This window comes from Mesorhizobium newzealandense, from assembly GCF_042682145.1.
Classification (GTDB): Bacteria; Pseudomonadota; Alphaproteobacteria; order Rhizobiales; family Rhizobiaceae; genus Mesorhizobium; species Mesorhizobium newzealandense.
Genome location: NZ_JBHUGZ010000007.1, coordinates 254,486 through 267,563, shown reverse-complemented (window position 1 = coordinate 267,563; position 13,078 = coordinate 254,486). Strand labels below are relative to the sequence as shown.

Genomic DNA, 13,078 nt, shown 5'->3' with positions numbered 1-13,078 from the left:
ACGCGACGCGCTTTAGAATAACCTCGCCACCATGGCCAGATTATTGCCAAATAGTATATCGCCACCTCCGTCGGAAAGCACCGCCGGCGCTTTCTCGATTGCCCGGGCGCCCAAATCGGTCGAATGTTCCGGCAACCAAGCAGAGACCCACATGACAGAATTCGTCCTTCCCTCGCCCGCAACATCATCGGTGGCCGTTGCAGGGTCGCCCGAACGTTTTGCGGTGCGCCGCATCTTCTGCGTCGGCCGCAACTACGCCGCCCACATCCGCGAGCTCGGCAATGACGAGCGCGATCCGCCCTTCTTCTTCACCAAGCCGGCCGACGCTGTGGTCGATTCCGGCGCCACAATCCCCTATCCGCCCTTGACCGGCAATCTGCACCACGAGATCGAGCTGGTTGCCGCGATCGGCAGGCCGGGCTTCCGCATTGCGCGCGAACGGGCGCAGGATCATATCTGGGGCTACGGCGTCGGCATCGACCTCACCCGCCGCGATCTGCAGGATGAAGCCAAGAAGATGGCGCGGCCCTGGGACTGGTCGAAGGCATTCGACTGCTCCGCCCCTTGCGGCCCGCTGATCCCCGCGGCAAAATCCGGCCACCCGCAAAAGGGCCGCATCTGGCTCGCCGTCAACGGCAAGGTCAGGCAGGATGCCGACCTCGCCGAGCTGATCTGGCCGATCGCCGATATCGTGTCCATCTGCAGCGAGGCGGTGGAACTCGAGCCCGGCGACCTGATCTTCACCGGCACGCCGGCCGGTGTCGGCGCGGTTCGAGCCGGCGACACGATGACCGGCGGCGTCGACGGCATCGGCACGATCGAAGTTACCATCGGCCAGCCGAAGTGAGCGCATGAGCGACATCGTCCTGCACAACTACTATCGCTCCTCCACCTCTTATCGGGTGCGGATCGCGCTGGAGATGAAGGGGCTGAGCTATGACTACGTCCCGCACCACCTGCGCCATGGCGAGCATCTCGAGCCCGCCTATCTCGCGGTCAATCCACAGGGTCTGGTGCCGGCGCTGATCCTCGACGACGGCACGCTGCTGACGCAATCGCTGGCGATCATCGAATTCCTCGACGAGACCCACCCCGAACCGGCGCTGCTGCCCAAGGACGCGCTTGGCCGGGCGCGGGTCCGGATGCTGGCGCAGATGATCGCCTGCGACATCCATCCGGTAAACAATCTTCGCGTGCTGACCTCGCTGCGCACCCTGTTCGGCGCCGGCGACCAGGATGTCGTCAACTGGTTCCGCCACTGGGTCAACGAAGGCTTTCAGCCGCTCGAAAAAATCCTGGCTTCGTCGGCTGAGACCGGCACATTCTGCCATGGTGAGGCGCCGTGCCTGGCCGACATCTGCCTGGCCGCGCAAGTCACCAACAATGCCCGCTTCGGCGTCGACATGACCCCCTACCCGACGATCGCGCGCATCAACGCCGCCTGCATGGCCCTTTCGGCCTTCCAGAAGGCGGCGCCCCAGAACCAGATCGATGCCGAGTGAGATTTCATTCGCCGACAAGTAACATCAGCACCGGCGCGACCGGCCGCCATGTCTGGCGGAATCGATTTCCGCTTGACCCGACAAGGAATCGGCTATCGTTTCCTGCGGGCCGTGTGAAGGTTGGGAGTTGCCAATGAAAGCCGTCGTCTTCGAGAAATTCGGCGAAGCGCCGACGATCCAGATCGTTCCCGATCCGAAGCCGGCTGCCGATGGCGTCGTCATCAAGGTCGAGGCGACCGGGCTGTGCCGCAGCGACTGGCACGGCTGGATGGGCCATGATGACAGCATCCGCCTGCCGCATGTGCCAGGCCATGAGCTGGCCGGTGTCGTGGTGGCCGCCGGCAAGCAGGTCACCCGCTGGAAGGCCGGCGAACGCGTCACCGTGCCGTTCGCCGTCGGCTGCGGCCGCTGCTTCGAATGCTCATCGGGCAATCACCAGGTCTGCGAGCATCAGACGCAGCCCGGCTTCACCGGCTGGGGTTCGTTTGCCGAATATGTCGCCATCGAACACGCCGACACCAATCTCGTGCGCTTGCCCGACGAGATGGAATTCGCCACCGCCGCCAGCCTCGGCTGCCGCTTCGTCACCTCGTTTCGCGCCATTGTCGACCAGGGCCGGGTGACGCCAGGCGAATGGGTGGCGGTGCATGGCTGCGGCGGCGTCGGCCTGTCGGCGATCATGATCGCCAGCGCCATGGGCGCCAATGTCATCGCCATCGACCTCACCGACGAGAAGCTCGAGTTCGCCAAGAAGATCGGCGCCGTCGCCACCATCAATGCTTCGAAAACGCCGAATGTCGTCAAGGCGGTCAAGCAGATCACCAATGGCGGCGCGCATATGTCGATGGACGCGCTCGGCCACCCCACCACGTCGTTCAATTCGATCGCCAATCTGCGCCGGCGCGGCCGCCATGTGCAGGTCGGCCTGATGCTGGGCGAGCACGCCCGCCCGCAGGTGCCGATGGACAAGGTGATCGCCTTCGAGCTCGAAATCCTCGGCAGCCACGGCATGCAGGCCTATCGCTACCAGGCGATGATGGAGATGATCCGCAATGGCAAGCTCAAGCCCGAACTGCTGGTCGGCAAGAAGATTAGCCTCGACGAAGCGCCGGCCGCCTTGATGGCGATGGGCGGCTTCGAAGGCATCGGCATCGGCGTGGTGACGAAGTTCTAAAGCAATTCCAGGAAAAGTGTGAAGCGGTTTTCCCGGGAAAAGCGCGTAGCGCTTTCCCATAGGGAATAGCGTCAAAACGAAGAGACACAGCGGCGGGAGCCGCCTCCCCGGCGCTATCTCGCGAATTTCTTGGCGCCGAACACGCACAGCACCACGCCGAGCGTGACGACGACCATCAGCGAACTGACCTGTTCATGCAGCAGCGTCGCCGCCAGCGCGAGGCCGAAGAAGGGCTGGAGCAGTTGCAACTGCCCGACGGCCGCGATGCCGCCTTGCGCCAGGCCGCGATACCAGAACACGAAACCGATCAGCATGCTGAACAGCGAGACATAGGCAAGACCGATCCAGGCATTGGAGCCAACGCTGGCAAAAGATGGCGGCTGCGTCGCAAAGGTCAGCGCCAGCATGATCGGCAGCGACAGCGTCAGCGCCCAGCAAATCACTTGCCAGCCGCCGAGCTTGCGCGACAACGCCGCCCCCTCGGCATAGCCCAGGCCGCAGGCGACGATGGCGGCCAGCATCAGACCATCGCCGACCGGCGAGGCGGTCACGCCTTGCATCAGGGCAAAGCCCGCGACGAGCGCGCTGCCCACACACGAAAACAGCCAGAACGCCGCGCGCGGACGGTCGCCGCCGCGCAGCACGCCGAAGATCGCGGTCGCCAGCGGCAGCAGGCCGACGAAGATGATGGAATGGGCCGTGGTGACGTGCTTGAGCGCCAGCGCGGTCAGCAAGGGAAAGCCGACCACCACGCCAAGTGCGACGATCAACAACGACAGCAGATCCCCGCGCTCCGGACGTTTCTGCCGGAACACCAGCAGCATTGCCACGCCAAGCAGTCCGGCAATCGCCGCGCGCGCCGTCGTCAGGAAGATCGGATCGAAATCCATCACCGCCACACGCGTCGCCGGCAGCGAGCCGCTGAAGATCAACACACCGACGAATCCGTTCATCCAGCCGCTCGCGGTCTTGTCCATTCCAGGGCTCCATTTGTTTCGCCCTCTATCGGGCCGGCACCTATGGTGTCGCCAGAGACAATGGAGTACAATTTTACGAAACTGTAATGGCCAACAAGGCAGTACGGATGACGGAACTCGCGCTGGAAACCGAAGACACACTCACCCTGATCGAGAGCGTGATGGCGACCATCCGCCAGCGGATTGCCGCGCGCAGCCTGACGCCGGGAGCACGGCTGCCGTCGATCCGCGCCTTCGCCAAATCCATGCAGGTCTCCAAATCCACCGTGGTCGAAGCCTATGAGCGCCTCGCCGCTGAAGGCGCCATCCGGTCCCGGCCGGGCTCGGGCTTTTATGCCGCCGGGTCACTGGCGCCGCTGTCTCTGGCCGAGATTGGCCCCCGGCTCGACCGCGCCGTCGATCCGCTATGGATCTCGCGCCAGTCGCTGGAGACAGGCGATGACGTCCTGAAACCTGGCTGCGGTTGGCTGCCGGCCTCCTGGATGCACCAGGCAGGGTTGCGCCGGGCATTGCGCACCGTGGCGCGTGCCGACGATGTCGCGCTTGCCGACTACGGCACGCCGCTCGGGCTGCCGCCGCTGCGGCAACTGCTTGCCCGGCGCATGGCGGAGCACGGCATCGAAGCCTCGCCCGAGCAGATCATGCTGACGGAATCGGGCACGCAGGCCATCGACCTGCTGTGCCGCTTCCTGATCGAGCCCGGCGATACGGTGCTGGTCGACGATCCCTGCTATTTCAATTTCCACGCCTTGCTGCGCGCCCACCGGGCCAAGGTCGTCAGCGTTCCCTACACGCCGTCGGGACCGGATATCGAACTGTTCGCGCAGGCGTTGGCCGAGCACCGACCGCGCCTCTACATCACCAATTCCGCCATCCACAATCCAACCGGCGCGATCCTGTCGCCAGTCACCGCCCACCGGTTGCTCAAGCTCGCCGATCAATCCGACCTGACCATCGTCGAGGACGATATCTTTGCCGATTTCGAACATGCGCCCGCCCCGAGGCTGGCGGCGTTCGATGGCCTCAGCCGGGTCGTCCAGATCGGCAGTTTCTCCAAGACGCTGTCGGCGGCGGTTCGCTGCGGCTACATCGCGGCACCCCGCGACTGGATCGAGCGCCTGACCGATCTCAAGATCGCCACGACCTTCGGCGGCGGCCGGCTTGCGGCCGAACTGGTGCTGACGCTGCTGAAGGACGGCAGCTACCGCAAGCACATGGATTTGCTGCGGGCGCGGCTCTCGCGCGCCATGGGCGACACCAGTGCCCGCCTGAAGGCGATCGGCATCACGCCCTGGATCGATCAGCCGGCCGGCTTGTTCCTGTGGTGCAGCCTGCCGGATGGGGTCGATGCCGACGAAATCGCCCGCCGCGCTCTGGCCGACAACATCGTGCTGGCGCCCGGCAATGCGTTCAGCCTCTCCCGGACAGCCAGCCGCTTCCTGCGCTTCAACGTTGCCCAGTGCGCGGACGAACGGATTTTCAAGGTGCTTGAAACGGCAATGGCGCGTTGATTGCGCACGGTTGTCGGTCAGCGGACCGCACAGACCTCCCGCACGCAGTCGCGCAACCAGCGCTGTGCCGGATCGGCATCGAGGCGCGGATGCCACAGCATGGAAATGGTGACCTCCACCGTGGCAACCGGTAGGGAAAAACTGTGCATGCCGGCGCGTGCGCCTTCAGTGTGCCGCTCGGGCACGCTGGCGATCAGGTCGGAGGCGCGCGCCATGGCAAGCGTGGCGGAAAAACCAGACACCATGCACGCGACGGTCCGCTGGAGTCCAAGCCGCTCCAGGGCCTCGTCGATCGGTCCTTTCTCACGGCCACGCCGCGAAACACTGATGTGGCGGCCGGCCGCGTAGCGCTCGGGCGTCACGACGCCCTCGCTCAAGGGATGGCCAGCTCGAACGGCACCGATGAAGCGGTCGCGAAACAGAGCCTGAATGCGCATCTCGGGTCCGGTTTCACCGGCGACGCCGATTTCCAGGTCAATCGCAGCCTCGCGCAGCAACGTGACATCCTTGTCGAACTTCGGCGCGAAACGCAGCCGCACGCAAGGCGCCTCCGCTTCGATGCGGGCGACAAGGCGCGGCGCGAACTCCTCGACGAAGCTTTCATTGGTGCGCAGCGTGAAAGTCCTGGCGAGGCCCGAAAGGTTGAGGAGCTTGACAGGGCGCAGCAGTGCTTCCGCATCCTGAACGACGCGACCAGCCTGCTGCTGCAACTCCTGCGCACGCGGTGTCGGAACCAGGCCGCGACCGGCGCGAACCATCAGCGGATCGCCTGTCGCCTCGCGCAGCCGCGCCAGCGTCCGGCTCATCGCCGAGGGGCTGAGACCAAGACGATTGGCGGCGCGCGCCACGCTGCCTTCGGACAGCAGAATATCGAGCGCGACGAGCAAATTGAGATCGGGCGATGCCATCGGCGGACCATAGCATGGGATATGGCGTTTGGCGCATGAATAAGATGCAAATGCTGCGCCTTCCGCCATATCACCTGAGAGACTAGATCTCCGACAGCTCCGGTTTCTGGAGCCGATGGAAAGGAGATCGCCTTGGCAATCGCTGAGAAAAATCGGGACGAGCGCGTATCGGCGCCGCCACAGATCCAATCCGCCCGCCGGGCGCTGGCAAGCCTGTCGCTTGCCACGCTGCTGTCGTCGCTTGGAACCAGCATTGCCAGCGTCGGCCTGCCGTCGCTGATGCAGAATTTCGGCGCTTCGTTCCAGTCCGTGCAATGGGTTGTTCTCGCCTATCTGCTCGCCATCACCACGCTGATCGTCAGCGCCGGACGGCTGGCCGACATGTTCGGGCGCCGGCCGTTGCTGCTTGGCGGCATCGCGTTGTTCACGCTGGCATCGGTGCTCTGCGGCCTGGCGCCGACACTCTGGTTGCTGATCGCGGCTCGGGCCGTGCAAGGGCTTGGCGCAGCGCTGATGATGGCGCTGACGCTGGCTTTTGTGGCCGAAACGGTGAGCAAGGCCAAAACCGGCAGCGCCATGGGCCTGCTCGGCGCGATGTCCGCGATCGGCACGACACTTGGACCGTCGCTGGGCGGGTTCTTGATCGCGGGCTTCGGCTGGCGGGCGATTTTCCTTGTCAGCGCCCCGCTGGGCGTGCTGACCTTCGCTCTCGCCTGGCGTGCCCTGCCAGCCAGCAGCAAGGCGACTCAGACTGATCGAGGCAAGTTCGACGCCGTGGGCACCGCCCTGCTGGCCCTGACGCTGGCCGCCTATGCGCTGGCCATGACGCTTGGCAGAGGCAATTTCGGCACGCTCAACATCGGCCTGCTGATAGCTGCCGGCATTGGCGCCGTTCTGTTCGCCGCTGCGCAGGCGACAGTGGAGAACCCCTTGATCCAGCTTGCCAGCTTCCGCGACCTCCAACTGAGCGCCAGCCTGGCCATGAGCCTCATCGTCGCCACCGTGATGATGGCGACCCTGGTGGTTGCCCCGTTCTACCTGTCGCGCGGGCTCGGGCTCGATGCCGCAATGGTCGGCGTCGTGCTTTCGACCGGCCCGCTTGTCTCGACACTGTCGGCGCTGCTGGCCGGACGGCTGACCGATCGCTTCGGAGCCCACGGAGTGATGGTCGCCGGTCTGCTCGCCCTTGCCGCTGGCGCGTTCCTGCTGTCGCTCGCCATGACGAAACTCGGCATTGCCAGCTACATCATTCCGATCACCATTACATGCATCGGCTATGCGCTGTTCCAGACGTCCAACAATGCAGCCGTCATGACCGGCGTCGGCGCCAGCGAGCGTGGCGTCGTCTCCGGCCTGCTCAACCTTTCGCGCAATCTCGGCCTCATCACCGGCGCATCATTGATGGGTGCCGTCTTCGCCGTCGCATCGGCTTGGGAACAGCAAGGCATAGGCGGGGCCATTCTGATTTCAGAGGCCGCCGCCCGGGGAATGCAGGTCACCTTTCAGGCGGCAACGGCGCTGGCGCTGGTCGCGCTGTTCCTTGCGCTGCTCTCGGCCAACGCCGCTGGCCGCGCGCAGCCTAAAGTTTCGTGACCTGCGACCAATTTGGCGGCAGGCGATCGAAGCGTGATATCCTGTGGGACCGCGGCTCAGGCCCCTGCCCGCTTGCGCCGCTCATAGAGCATGACCAGCGTTTCGGCCATCAGGGCAGGCTTTTTCTCGCCTTCAATCTCGACCGTGTTGGCCGCCTTCATCAGATACTGGCCAGGCCCCCTGTCCTCCATGGATAGCAGGGTGGTGCGCAGCCTGATGCGCGCGCCGACCTTGACCGGCGCCAGGAAACGCACCTTGTCGAAGCCATAGTTGAACGCGGCCTGGGTATTCTCCGGCACGATGCCCATGCCGAGCGCCAGCGCGCCGATGATCGACAGCGTCAGGTAGCCATGCGCGATCGTCGTGCGGAACGGGCTTTGCCGTCGCGCCCTCTCCCGATCGACATGGATCCATTGATGGTCGCCTGTGCATTCGGCGAACTGGTCGATGCGATTCTGGTCGACCGTCGTCCACTCCGACACGCCAAGCTCCTGCCCGGCCATCGTCCTCAACTGCGCGTAGGTCAGCGGCGTCTTAGGCCGTATTTCAGTCATTCCTGGTTTCCCGATCGCATCCAACGCCTCCGGACCACGAACTGGCAGCCCCTGTCAATTCGGTCGGTGCAAATCCGTTCCGCCGATTTCGGCCGCGATCGTGCCACTCCGCCCGGCGTTGTGGCAGGGCAAATCGGGATTTCCTGGCTTTCAGGGGCTGCCGGCGGCAACAACGCCGCCCTGGCCGCAGAACGCTACTTCCTGTCGTAGCCGGCGCGGATTTCCTCCATCGCCTCCTTGATGCGCGTGCGCAGGATGTCGACCGATTCGGTGCCGGATTTCTTGACCAGTTCAGCCACTTCGCCGGCATTCTTCAACGCAGCCTCGAAGGATTTGCGGGCGAATTCGGTCTGTTTGGCCATCAATTCCTGCGGATTGCCCGGCGCTCTGTAGCTTTGCGCCATCTCGGTGACCTCGCGCAGCGTATCCTGCAGCATCTCGCGCTGCCTGGACAACAGCGACGACGCGCCGGCAGCACCGGCTCGGGCCGATTTCTCCAGCGCCTCGATGTTCTTGCGATGATGCGCGAGGATCGCCTCGACATCGACGTTGGGCACCTTCAGGTCGCGGCCAAACTTGCCGAACATGTCCATGAAGGAATCGGATTCCGGTTGCTTGGCCATGATCATCTTCTCCCCTGTCGCCGCCGATTGGGCTCCCGGATGGAGAATAGCACCGAAGTGCTGGCTGTCCATTCGAACGCCGTGGAATCGACCCAGGCTCGACCGCTCGTCAGCCGACGAGGAAGAGCCGCTCGGCGACATAGAGCACGACGCCGGCTAGCCCGCCAATGATCATGCCGTTGAAGCGGATGTATTGCAGATCCCTGCCGATGTTCATCTCGATCAGCCGCGTCAGCTGCGCGAGATCCCAGCGCTTGACCTGGTCGGCGATGAATTTCGACACGCCGCTCTTCTGGCTCTCCACAAACGAAGCCAGCGCCACGACGAAGCCCTGGTTCATGTCGGCCCGGATCTGTGCATCGCTGGCGAGATGCCGGCCGACCTCGACGAACATGTTGGCGAGATGCGCACGGATGATCGACTCGGGTGCCTTGGTATCCTGCTCGATGAACTGGCTGAGGCTCGCCCACATGTCGCCGGCCAGTCCCCTGACCTCCGGCCGGGCGAGGAAATCGCGCTTCAGCTTCTCGGCGCGTTTGGCATATTGCTTCGATGTCCTGAGCTTTTCGATGAAGGCTTGAGCGAAACGGTCGAATTCGGCGCGCATCGGGTGGTCGGGATCGGCCCGGACCTCGTCGAGCAGTGAACCGGCCGAAGCGACGATCTTCTTCAAGAGATAGGCGTCGGCGCGGAACAGGTTGAACAGCGACGGCAGCTCCTCGCGGATCTTCTCGCGCATCGTCGCCAGCGCCTGCTCGTCATTGAGAAACCGGCCGATCACCTTGGTGAATTCGTCGAACAGCTTCTGGTGACGGCGATCGTCGGTGAGCGCCGACAACAGCTCGGCGGCCAGCGGTGCCAGCGGCACCTTTTCGATCTGCTCGAGCATGCGGCTGGTGACGAAGCCACGCAGGCCGGATTGCTCGACGGCGGCAAGCGTCTGCGGCACCAGCCGCACGACGAAGCGCGACAGGCCGGCGGCGCGTTCGGCATCGGCCAGCCAGTCGGCGACGAGCGCCGAAAAATCGACCTCGGCAAGCTTTTCACGCACCGGTTCAGGAGCGAGGAAGTTGACCTCGATGAAGCGGCCGAGATTGTCGGCAATGCGGCTCTGGTTCTCGGGGATAATGGCGGTATGCGGGATCGGCAGCCCCAGCGGCCGTCGGAACAGCGCCACCACCGCGTACCAGTCGGCCAGGCCGCCGATGGTCGCGGCCTCGGCAAAGGCAGCAACGAAGCCGAGCCATGGATAGGTGTGCTCGAACGATTTGGCGACCGCAAACACCAGCACGCAAAACGCCAGCGCTGCCGCTGCCACGAGTTTGGTACGCCGCAACGCGGAAAGCTTGGCGTCCGCGTCGGCATCGAAACGGACAGGCGCCAGGGACGGAGCCGATTGGGACATGGAAGAGCCGCTCCTCATCGATCTCGGGCCTACTTAGTGTTTCATCAGGCAAAATGCCCGTGACAGCGGATTTCGCACCGCGTCTGGCCCGGCTGCGCACACAAAGTTGAGGAGGATATTCATCTATTATGCGAAGCCAGTCTGGAATTGTTCCAAGGTATAGGCCATATTCGGCTCAGGCTAATGTGGCGAATCCGAAATTTTCAAAGCCGCATCGGCAAGTTTTGAAATCTGGCGTGGTTGCACCGCACCAGTGCCTTGTGAGGACAAAATGCGGCTTACGCGCCAGACCAACTATGCCATGCGCATCCTGATGTATTGCGCGGCGAATGATGACCGATTGAGCCGCATCCCCGAGATCGCGGCCGCCTATTCGGTGTCGGAGCTTTTCCTGTTCAAGATCCTGCAGCCACTGGTCGAGCATGGCCTTGTCCAGACCGTGCGTGGCAGGAATGGCGGCGTCAAGCTTGGCCGGACGGCCGAAGCCATCAGCCTGTTCGATGTCGTGCGCGTGACCGAAGAGAGCTTCGCCATGGCCGAATGCTTCGAGAACGATGCCGCCGAATGCCCGCTGGTCGACAGCTGCGCACTGAACTCGGCGTTGCGTGAGGCGCTGAACGCGTTCTTCGCCGTGCTCGCCCGCTACACGATCGCTGATCTCGTGGCAGCGCGGCCGAATGTGCGCAACCTGCTCGGCATCGACATGCTGGTGGAGCGCCGCGCACCCGCTGCCTGAGTCCGGCCACCCCGTATCTGAGTTAGGTCTTGTTGAGATTCAGGTCAGGCCGAGTCGAGAATGGTGGGATCCGAGAACCGGAACGGAGCGTACGTTTGGGTACGTGAGTACCGGAAGCGCAGGAAACCGGCCATTCGCAGGCCGGCCTCACCTGAATCTCAACAAGACCTACGCCGCTGATTGCGGCAGCACGAACGGCATGTTGCCGGCCGGCAGCACGCCGACCCTGAGCCGGCAGTCGAACACTTTTTCGATCAGATCGTCGCTCAGCACATCCTGTGGCGACCCAGTGGCGGCGAGCCTGCCGCGATGCATGACAAAGATCCGGTCGGCAAACATGGCCGTCAGATTGAGGTCGTGCAGGATGGCGACCACACCGCCGCCCCGTCTGGCGAAGTCGCGGGCGATATTCATGATGATCAGCTGATGCTTGATGTCGAGGCTGGAAACCGGCTCATCGAGGAACAGATAGCGCGGCTTGCCGTCGAGCACCGGCGCCCAGACCTGGCACAGAACCCGCGCGAGCTGGACACGCTGTTGCTCGCCGCCCGAAAGCTCCTGGTAGAAACGTCCGGCAAAGCCGTCGAGGTCGACGCGCGCCAGCGCCCGTTCCGGCAGCCGCGCATCCTCGCCCGGCAGGACACCCGAGCGGCCGCCGACAAGGCCAAGCTTGACCACCTCTCGCACCGTGAATGGAAACGACAGCGTCGTCGCTTGCGGCAACACCGCTCGCTGGGTGGCAATCTCGACCGGTTTCATGGCCGAGAGATCGCGGCCATTGAGGGCCACATATCCGGCATAAGCGAGTTCGCCGGACAACGCCTTGAGGAAGGTCGTCTTGCCGGAACCATTGGGGCCGACGATGGCGGCGATCTCGCCGGGCCGCGCAGCGAGATCGACACCGGCAACGATGCGCTTGCCGGCGATGTCAACCGAAACATCCCTTGCCTCGATCATCCAAGCCTCACAGGTCCCAAATCTCACAAATCAACTACGCCGCGCTTGCGCAGCAGGATCCACAGGAAGAACGGCGCACCGGCGATCGCCGTGACGATGCCGATCGGCAATTCGGCCGGCGCCACGATTGTTCGCGCGACCGCGTCAGCCAACAGCAGCAGCGCGGCGCCGAGCAACGCCGATGCCGGCAACAAATAGCGATTGTCGGGACCGATCAGCAGGCGCAGCAGATGCGGCACCACGATGCCGACGAAGCCGATGCCACCGCTGACGGCGACAGAGGCGCCGACCGCCGCCGAGACGCCGACGATGGCCGTGTATTTCAGCCGCTGCACCGGGATGCCGAGATGAGCGGCGGTCGCCTCGCCCAGCGCCAGCGCGTTGAGGCCGCGGGCCACAAACGGCATCGCCGCCAGCGCCAGCACGATGATCGGCCCGACCGAAGCGATCTTCGCCCAGGTCGCGCCGCCGAGCGATCCGAGTTGCCAGAAGGTCAGGTCGCGCAACTGGCGGTCGTCGGCCATGAAGATGAGGATGCCGGTCAGCGCCATCGCGAGCGCCGCCAGTGCGATGCCGGCGAGCAGCATGGTGGCGACCGAAGTTTGTCCCCGTTGCGTCGCAACCTGATAGAGCACCAATGTGGTGGCGAGCCCGCCACAGAATGCCGCCAGCGGCAGCGCAAGCGTGCCGAGCAATGCCGTCACTGGCGCCAGCACCGTGGCGCCGAGCACGATGACGGCAACCGCACCGAGGCTGGAGCCGGCCGAAACGCCGATCAGGCCAGGGTCGGCCAGCGGATCGCGGAACAGCCCCTGCATGACCGCGCCGGAGACGGCAAGCGCCGCGCCAACCAGCATGCCGAGGATGACGCGCGGCAGGCGGATGTCGTAGACGATCAGGCTGTCGCGGGCGCTCAGCGCGGCGTTATCAGGCACGGTGCCGAACAGCCAGTCGCTGATGACGTTGACGGCCGATGCGTCCGACGCTCCTGACGTGAGCGACAGCAATACGGCAATGACGAGACCCAGGCACAGCAGAAGGATGACGACGCGGGCGCGGCCGGAGCGGTCGCCTTCGGATGCACTCGTCATCACCTCGACCGGGCCGGCGATCAATTGATCGACCATGATCCGCCCCG

The 13,078-nt window shown here is 64.5% G+C and carries 13 protein-coding genes; 6 read left to right on the top strand and 7 right to left on the bottom strand.

Translation table 11 applies throughout. The annotated features are described in order from the left end of the window. Positions 1-151 precede the first annotated feature (151 nt). From ACFSOZ_RS10070 to ACFSOZ_RS10060, 3 genes are all read left to right on the top strand, one after another. Positions 152-847, top strand: coding sequence for a fumarylacetoacetate hydrolase family protein (locus ACFSOZ_RS10070; protein ID WP_379096749.1), 696 nt, complete (start codon positions 152-154; stop codon positions 845-847). A gap of 4 nt (positions 848-851) precedes the next feature. After that, the gene (gene maiA, locus ACFSOZ_RS10065; protein WP_379096746.1) at positions 852-1,502 is read left to right on the top strand and encodes a maleylacetoacetate isomerase; all 651 of its coding nucleotides are present in this window, start codon (positions 852-854) and stop codon (positions 1,500-1,502) included. Positions 1,503-1,635: 133 nt separating this feature from the next. Then, the gene (locus tag ACFSOZ_RS10060) at positions 1,636-2,676 is read left to right on the top strand and encodes a zinc-dependent alcohol dehydrogenase family protein (RefSeq protein ID WP_379096743.1); all 1,041 of its coding nucleotides are present in this window, start codon (positions 1,636-1,638) and stop codon (positions 2,674-2,676) included. 113 nt (positions 2,677-2,789) lie between these two features. Here ACFSOZ_RS10060 and ACFSOZ_RS10055 read toward each other — a convergent pair whose 3' ends face one another. Then, complete coding sequence (locus ACFSOZ_RS10055) at positions 2,790-3,653, bottom strand: DMT family transporter (protein WP_379096740.1); 864 nt, start codon at positions 3,651-3,653, stop codon at positions 2,790-2,792. Between the two features lie 107 nt (positions 3,654-3,760). On the opposite strand from ACFSOZ_RS10055, the gene ACFSOZ_RS10050 reads away from it, so the two are divergent. Next, complete coding sequence (locus ACFSOZ_RS10050) at positions 3,761-5,164, top strand: aminotransferase-like domain-containing protein (protein ID WP_379098134.1); 1,404 nt, start codon at positions 3,761-3,763, stop codon at positions 5,162-5,164. Between the two features lie 17 nt (positions 5,165-5,181). Here ACFSOZ_RS10050 and ACFSOZ_RS10045 read toward each other — a convergent pair whose 3' ends face one another. Further along, entirely contained in the window at positions 5,182-6,072 is an 891-nt protein-coding gene (locus tag ACFSOZ_RS10045) for a LysR family transcriptional regulator (RefSeq protein WP_379096737.1), read from the bottom strand. 132 nt (positions 6,073-6,204) lie between these two features. Here ACFSOZ_RS10045 and ACFSOZ_RS10040 point away from each other — a divergent pair, with 132 nt between their 5' ends. Further along, complete coding sequence (locus tag ACFSOZ_RS10040) at positions 6,205-7,665, top strand: MFS transporter (protein ID WP_379096734.1); 1,461 nt, start codon at positions 6,205-6,207, stop codon at positions 7,663-7,665. A 56-nt stretch (positions 7,666-7,721) separates the two neighbouring features. On the opposite strand, the gene ACFSOZ_RS10035 is transcribed toward ACFSOZ_RS10040, so the two are convergent. The 3 genes from ACFSOZ_RS10035 to ACFSOZ_RS10025 all read right to left on the bottom strand — a co-directional run bounded on the left by ACFSOZ_RS10035 (position 7,722) and on the right by ACFSOZ_RS10025 (position 10,247). Beyond that, entirely contained in the window at positions 7,722-8,219 is a 498-nt protein-coding gene (locus ACFSOZ_RS10035; RefSeq protein WP_379096731.1) for a MaoC family dehydratase, read from the bottom strand. A 194-nt stretch (positions 8,220-8,413) separates the two neighbouring features. Further along, on the bottom strand, positions 8,414-8,842 hold the full coding sequence (locus ACFSOZ_RS10030) for a phasin family protein (RefSeq protein WP_379096729.1): 429 nt from the start codon (positions 8,840-8,842) through the stop codon (positions 8,414-8,416). Positions 8,843-8,951: 109 nt separating this feature from the next. Next, positions 8,952-10,247 carry a DUF445 domain-containing protein gene (locus ACFSOZ_RS10025; RefSeq protein WP_379096727.1) on the bottom strand — a complete coding sequence of 432 codons (1,296 nt, stop codon included), beginning with the start codon at positions 10,245-10,247 and terminating at the stop codon, positions 8,952-8,954. Between the two features lie 271 nt (positions 10,248-10,518). Between ACFSOZ_RS10025 and rirA the strand changes: the two genes are divergently transcribed. Then, positions 10,519-10,983: an iron-responsive transcriptional regulator RirA gene (gene rirA, locus ACFSOZ_RS10020; protein WP_258594224.1), complete on the top strand. Its 465-nt coding sequence runs from the start codon at positions 10,519-10,521 to the stop codon at positions 10,981-10,983. Positions 10,984-11,151: 168 nt separating this feature from the next. On the opposite strand, the gene ACFSOZ_RS10015 is transcribed toward rirA, so the two are convergent. Together ACFSOZ_RS10015 and ACFSOZ_RS10010 are read right to left on the bottom strand one after the other, a co-directional pair. Then, positions 11,152-11,940 (bottom strand): heme ABC transporter ATP-binding protein, encoded by a 789-nt coding sequence (locus ACFSOZ_RS10015; RefSeq protein ID WP_379096723.1) that lies wholly within the window; start codon positions 11,938-11,940, stop codon positions 11,152-11,154. Positions 11,941-11,963: 23 nt separating this feature from the next. Then, complete coding sequence (locus ACFSOZ_RS10010; protein WP_379096720.1) at positions 11,964-13,067, bottom strand: FecCD family ABC transporter permease; 1,104 nt, start codon at positions 13,065-13,067, stop codon at positions 11,964-11,966. Positions 13,068-13,078 lie beyond the last annotated feature (11 nt).

Excerpts from the sequence above, each read along its gene's own strand:
- ACFSOZ_RS10070 (WP_379096749.1), top strand. The coding sequence starts at position 152 with ATGACAGAATTCGTCCTTCCCTCGCCCGCAACATCATCGGTGGCCGTT.
- maiA (WP_379096746.1), top strand. The coding sequence starts at position 852 with ATGAGCGACATCGTCCTGCACAACTACTATCGCTCCTCCACCTCTTAT.
- ACFSOZ_RS10060 (WP_379096743.1), top strand. The coding sequence starts at position 1,636 with ATGAAAGCCGTCGTCTTCGAGAAATTCGGCGAAGCGCCGACGATCCAG.
- ACFSOZ_RS10055 (WP_379096740.1), bottom strand. The coding sequence starts at position 3,653 with ATGGACAAGACCGCGAGCGGCTGGATGAACGGATTCGTCGGTGTGTTG.
- ACFSOZ_RS10050 (WP_379098134.1), top strand. The coding sequence starts at position 3,761 with ATGACGGAACTCGCGCTGGAAACCGAAGACACACTCACCCTGATCGAG.
- ACFSOZ_RS10045 (WP_379096737.1), bottom strand. The coding sequence starts at position 6,072 with ATGGCATCGCCCGATCTCAATTTGCTCGTCGCGCTCGATATTCTGCTG.
- ACFSOZ_RS10035 (WP_379096731.1), bottom strand. The coding sequence starts at position 8,219 with ATGACTGAAATACGGCCTAAGACGCCGCTGACCTACGCGCAGTTGAGG.
- ACFSOZ_RS10030 (WP_379096729.1), bottom strand. The coding sequence starts at position 8,842 with ATGGCCAAGCAACCGGAATCCGATTCCTTCATGGACATGTTCGGCAAG.
- ACFSOZ_RS10025 (WP_379096727.1), bottom strand. The coding sequence starts at position 10,247 with ATGTCCCAATCGGCTCCGTCCCTGGCGCCTGTCCGTTTCGATGCCGAC.
- rirA (WP_258594224.1), top strand. The coding sequence starts at position 10,519 with ATGCGGCTTACGCGCCAGACCAACTATGCCATGCGCATCCTGATGTAT.
- ACFSOZ_RS10015 (WP_379096723.1), bottom strand. The coding sequence starts at position 11,940 with ATGATCGAGGCAAGGGATGTTTCGGTTGACATCGCCGGCAAGCGCATC.
- ACFSOZ_RS10010 (WP_379096720.1), bottom strand. The coding sequence starts at position 13,067 with ATGGTCGATCAATTGATCGCCGGCCCGGTCGAGGTGATGACGAGTGCA.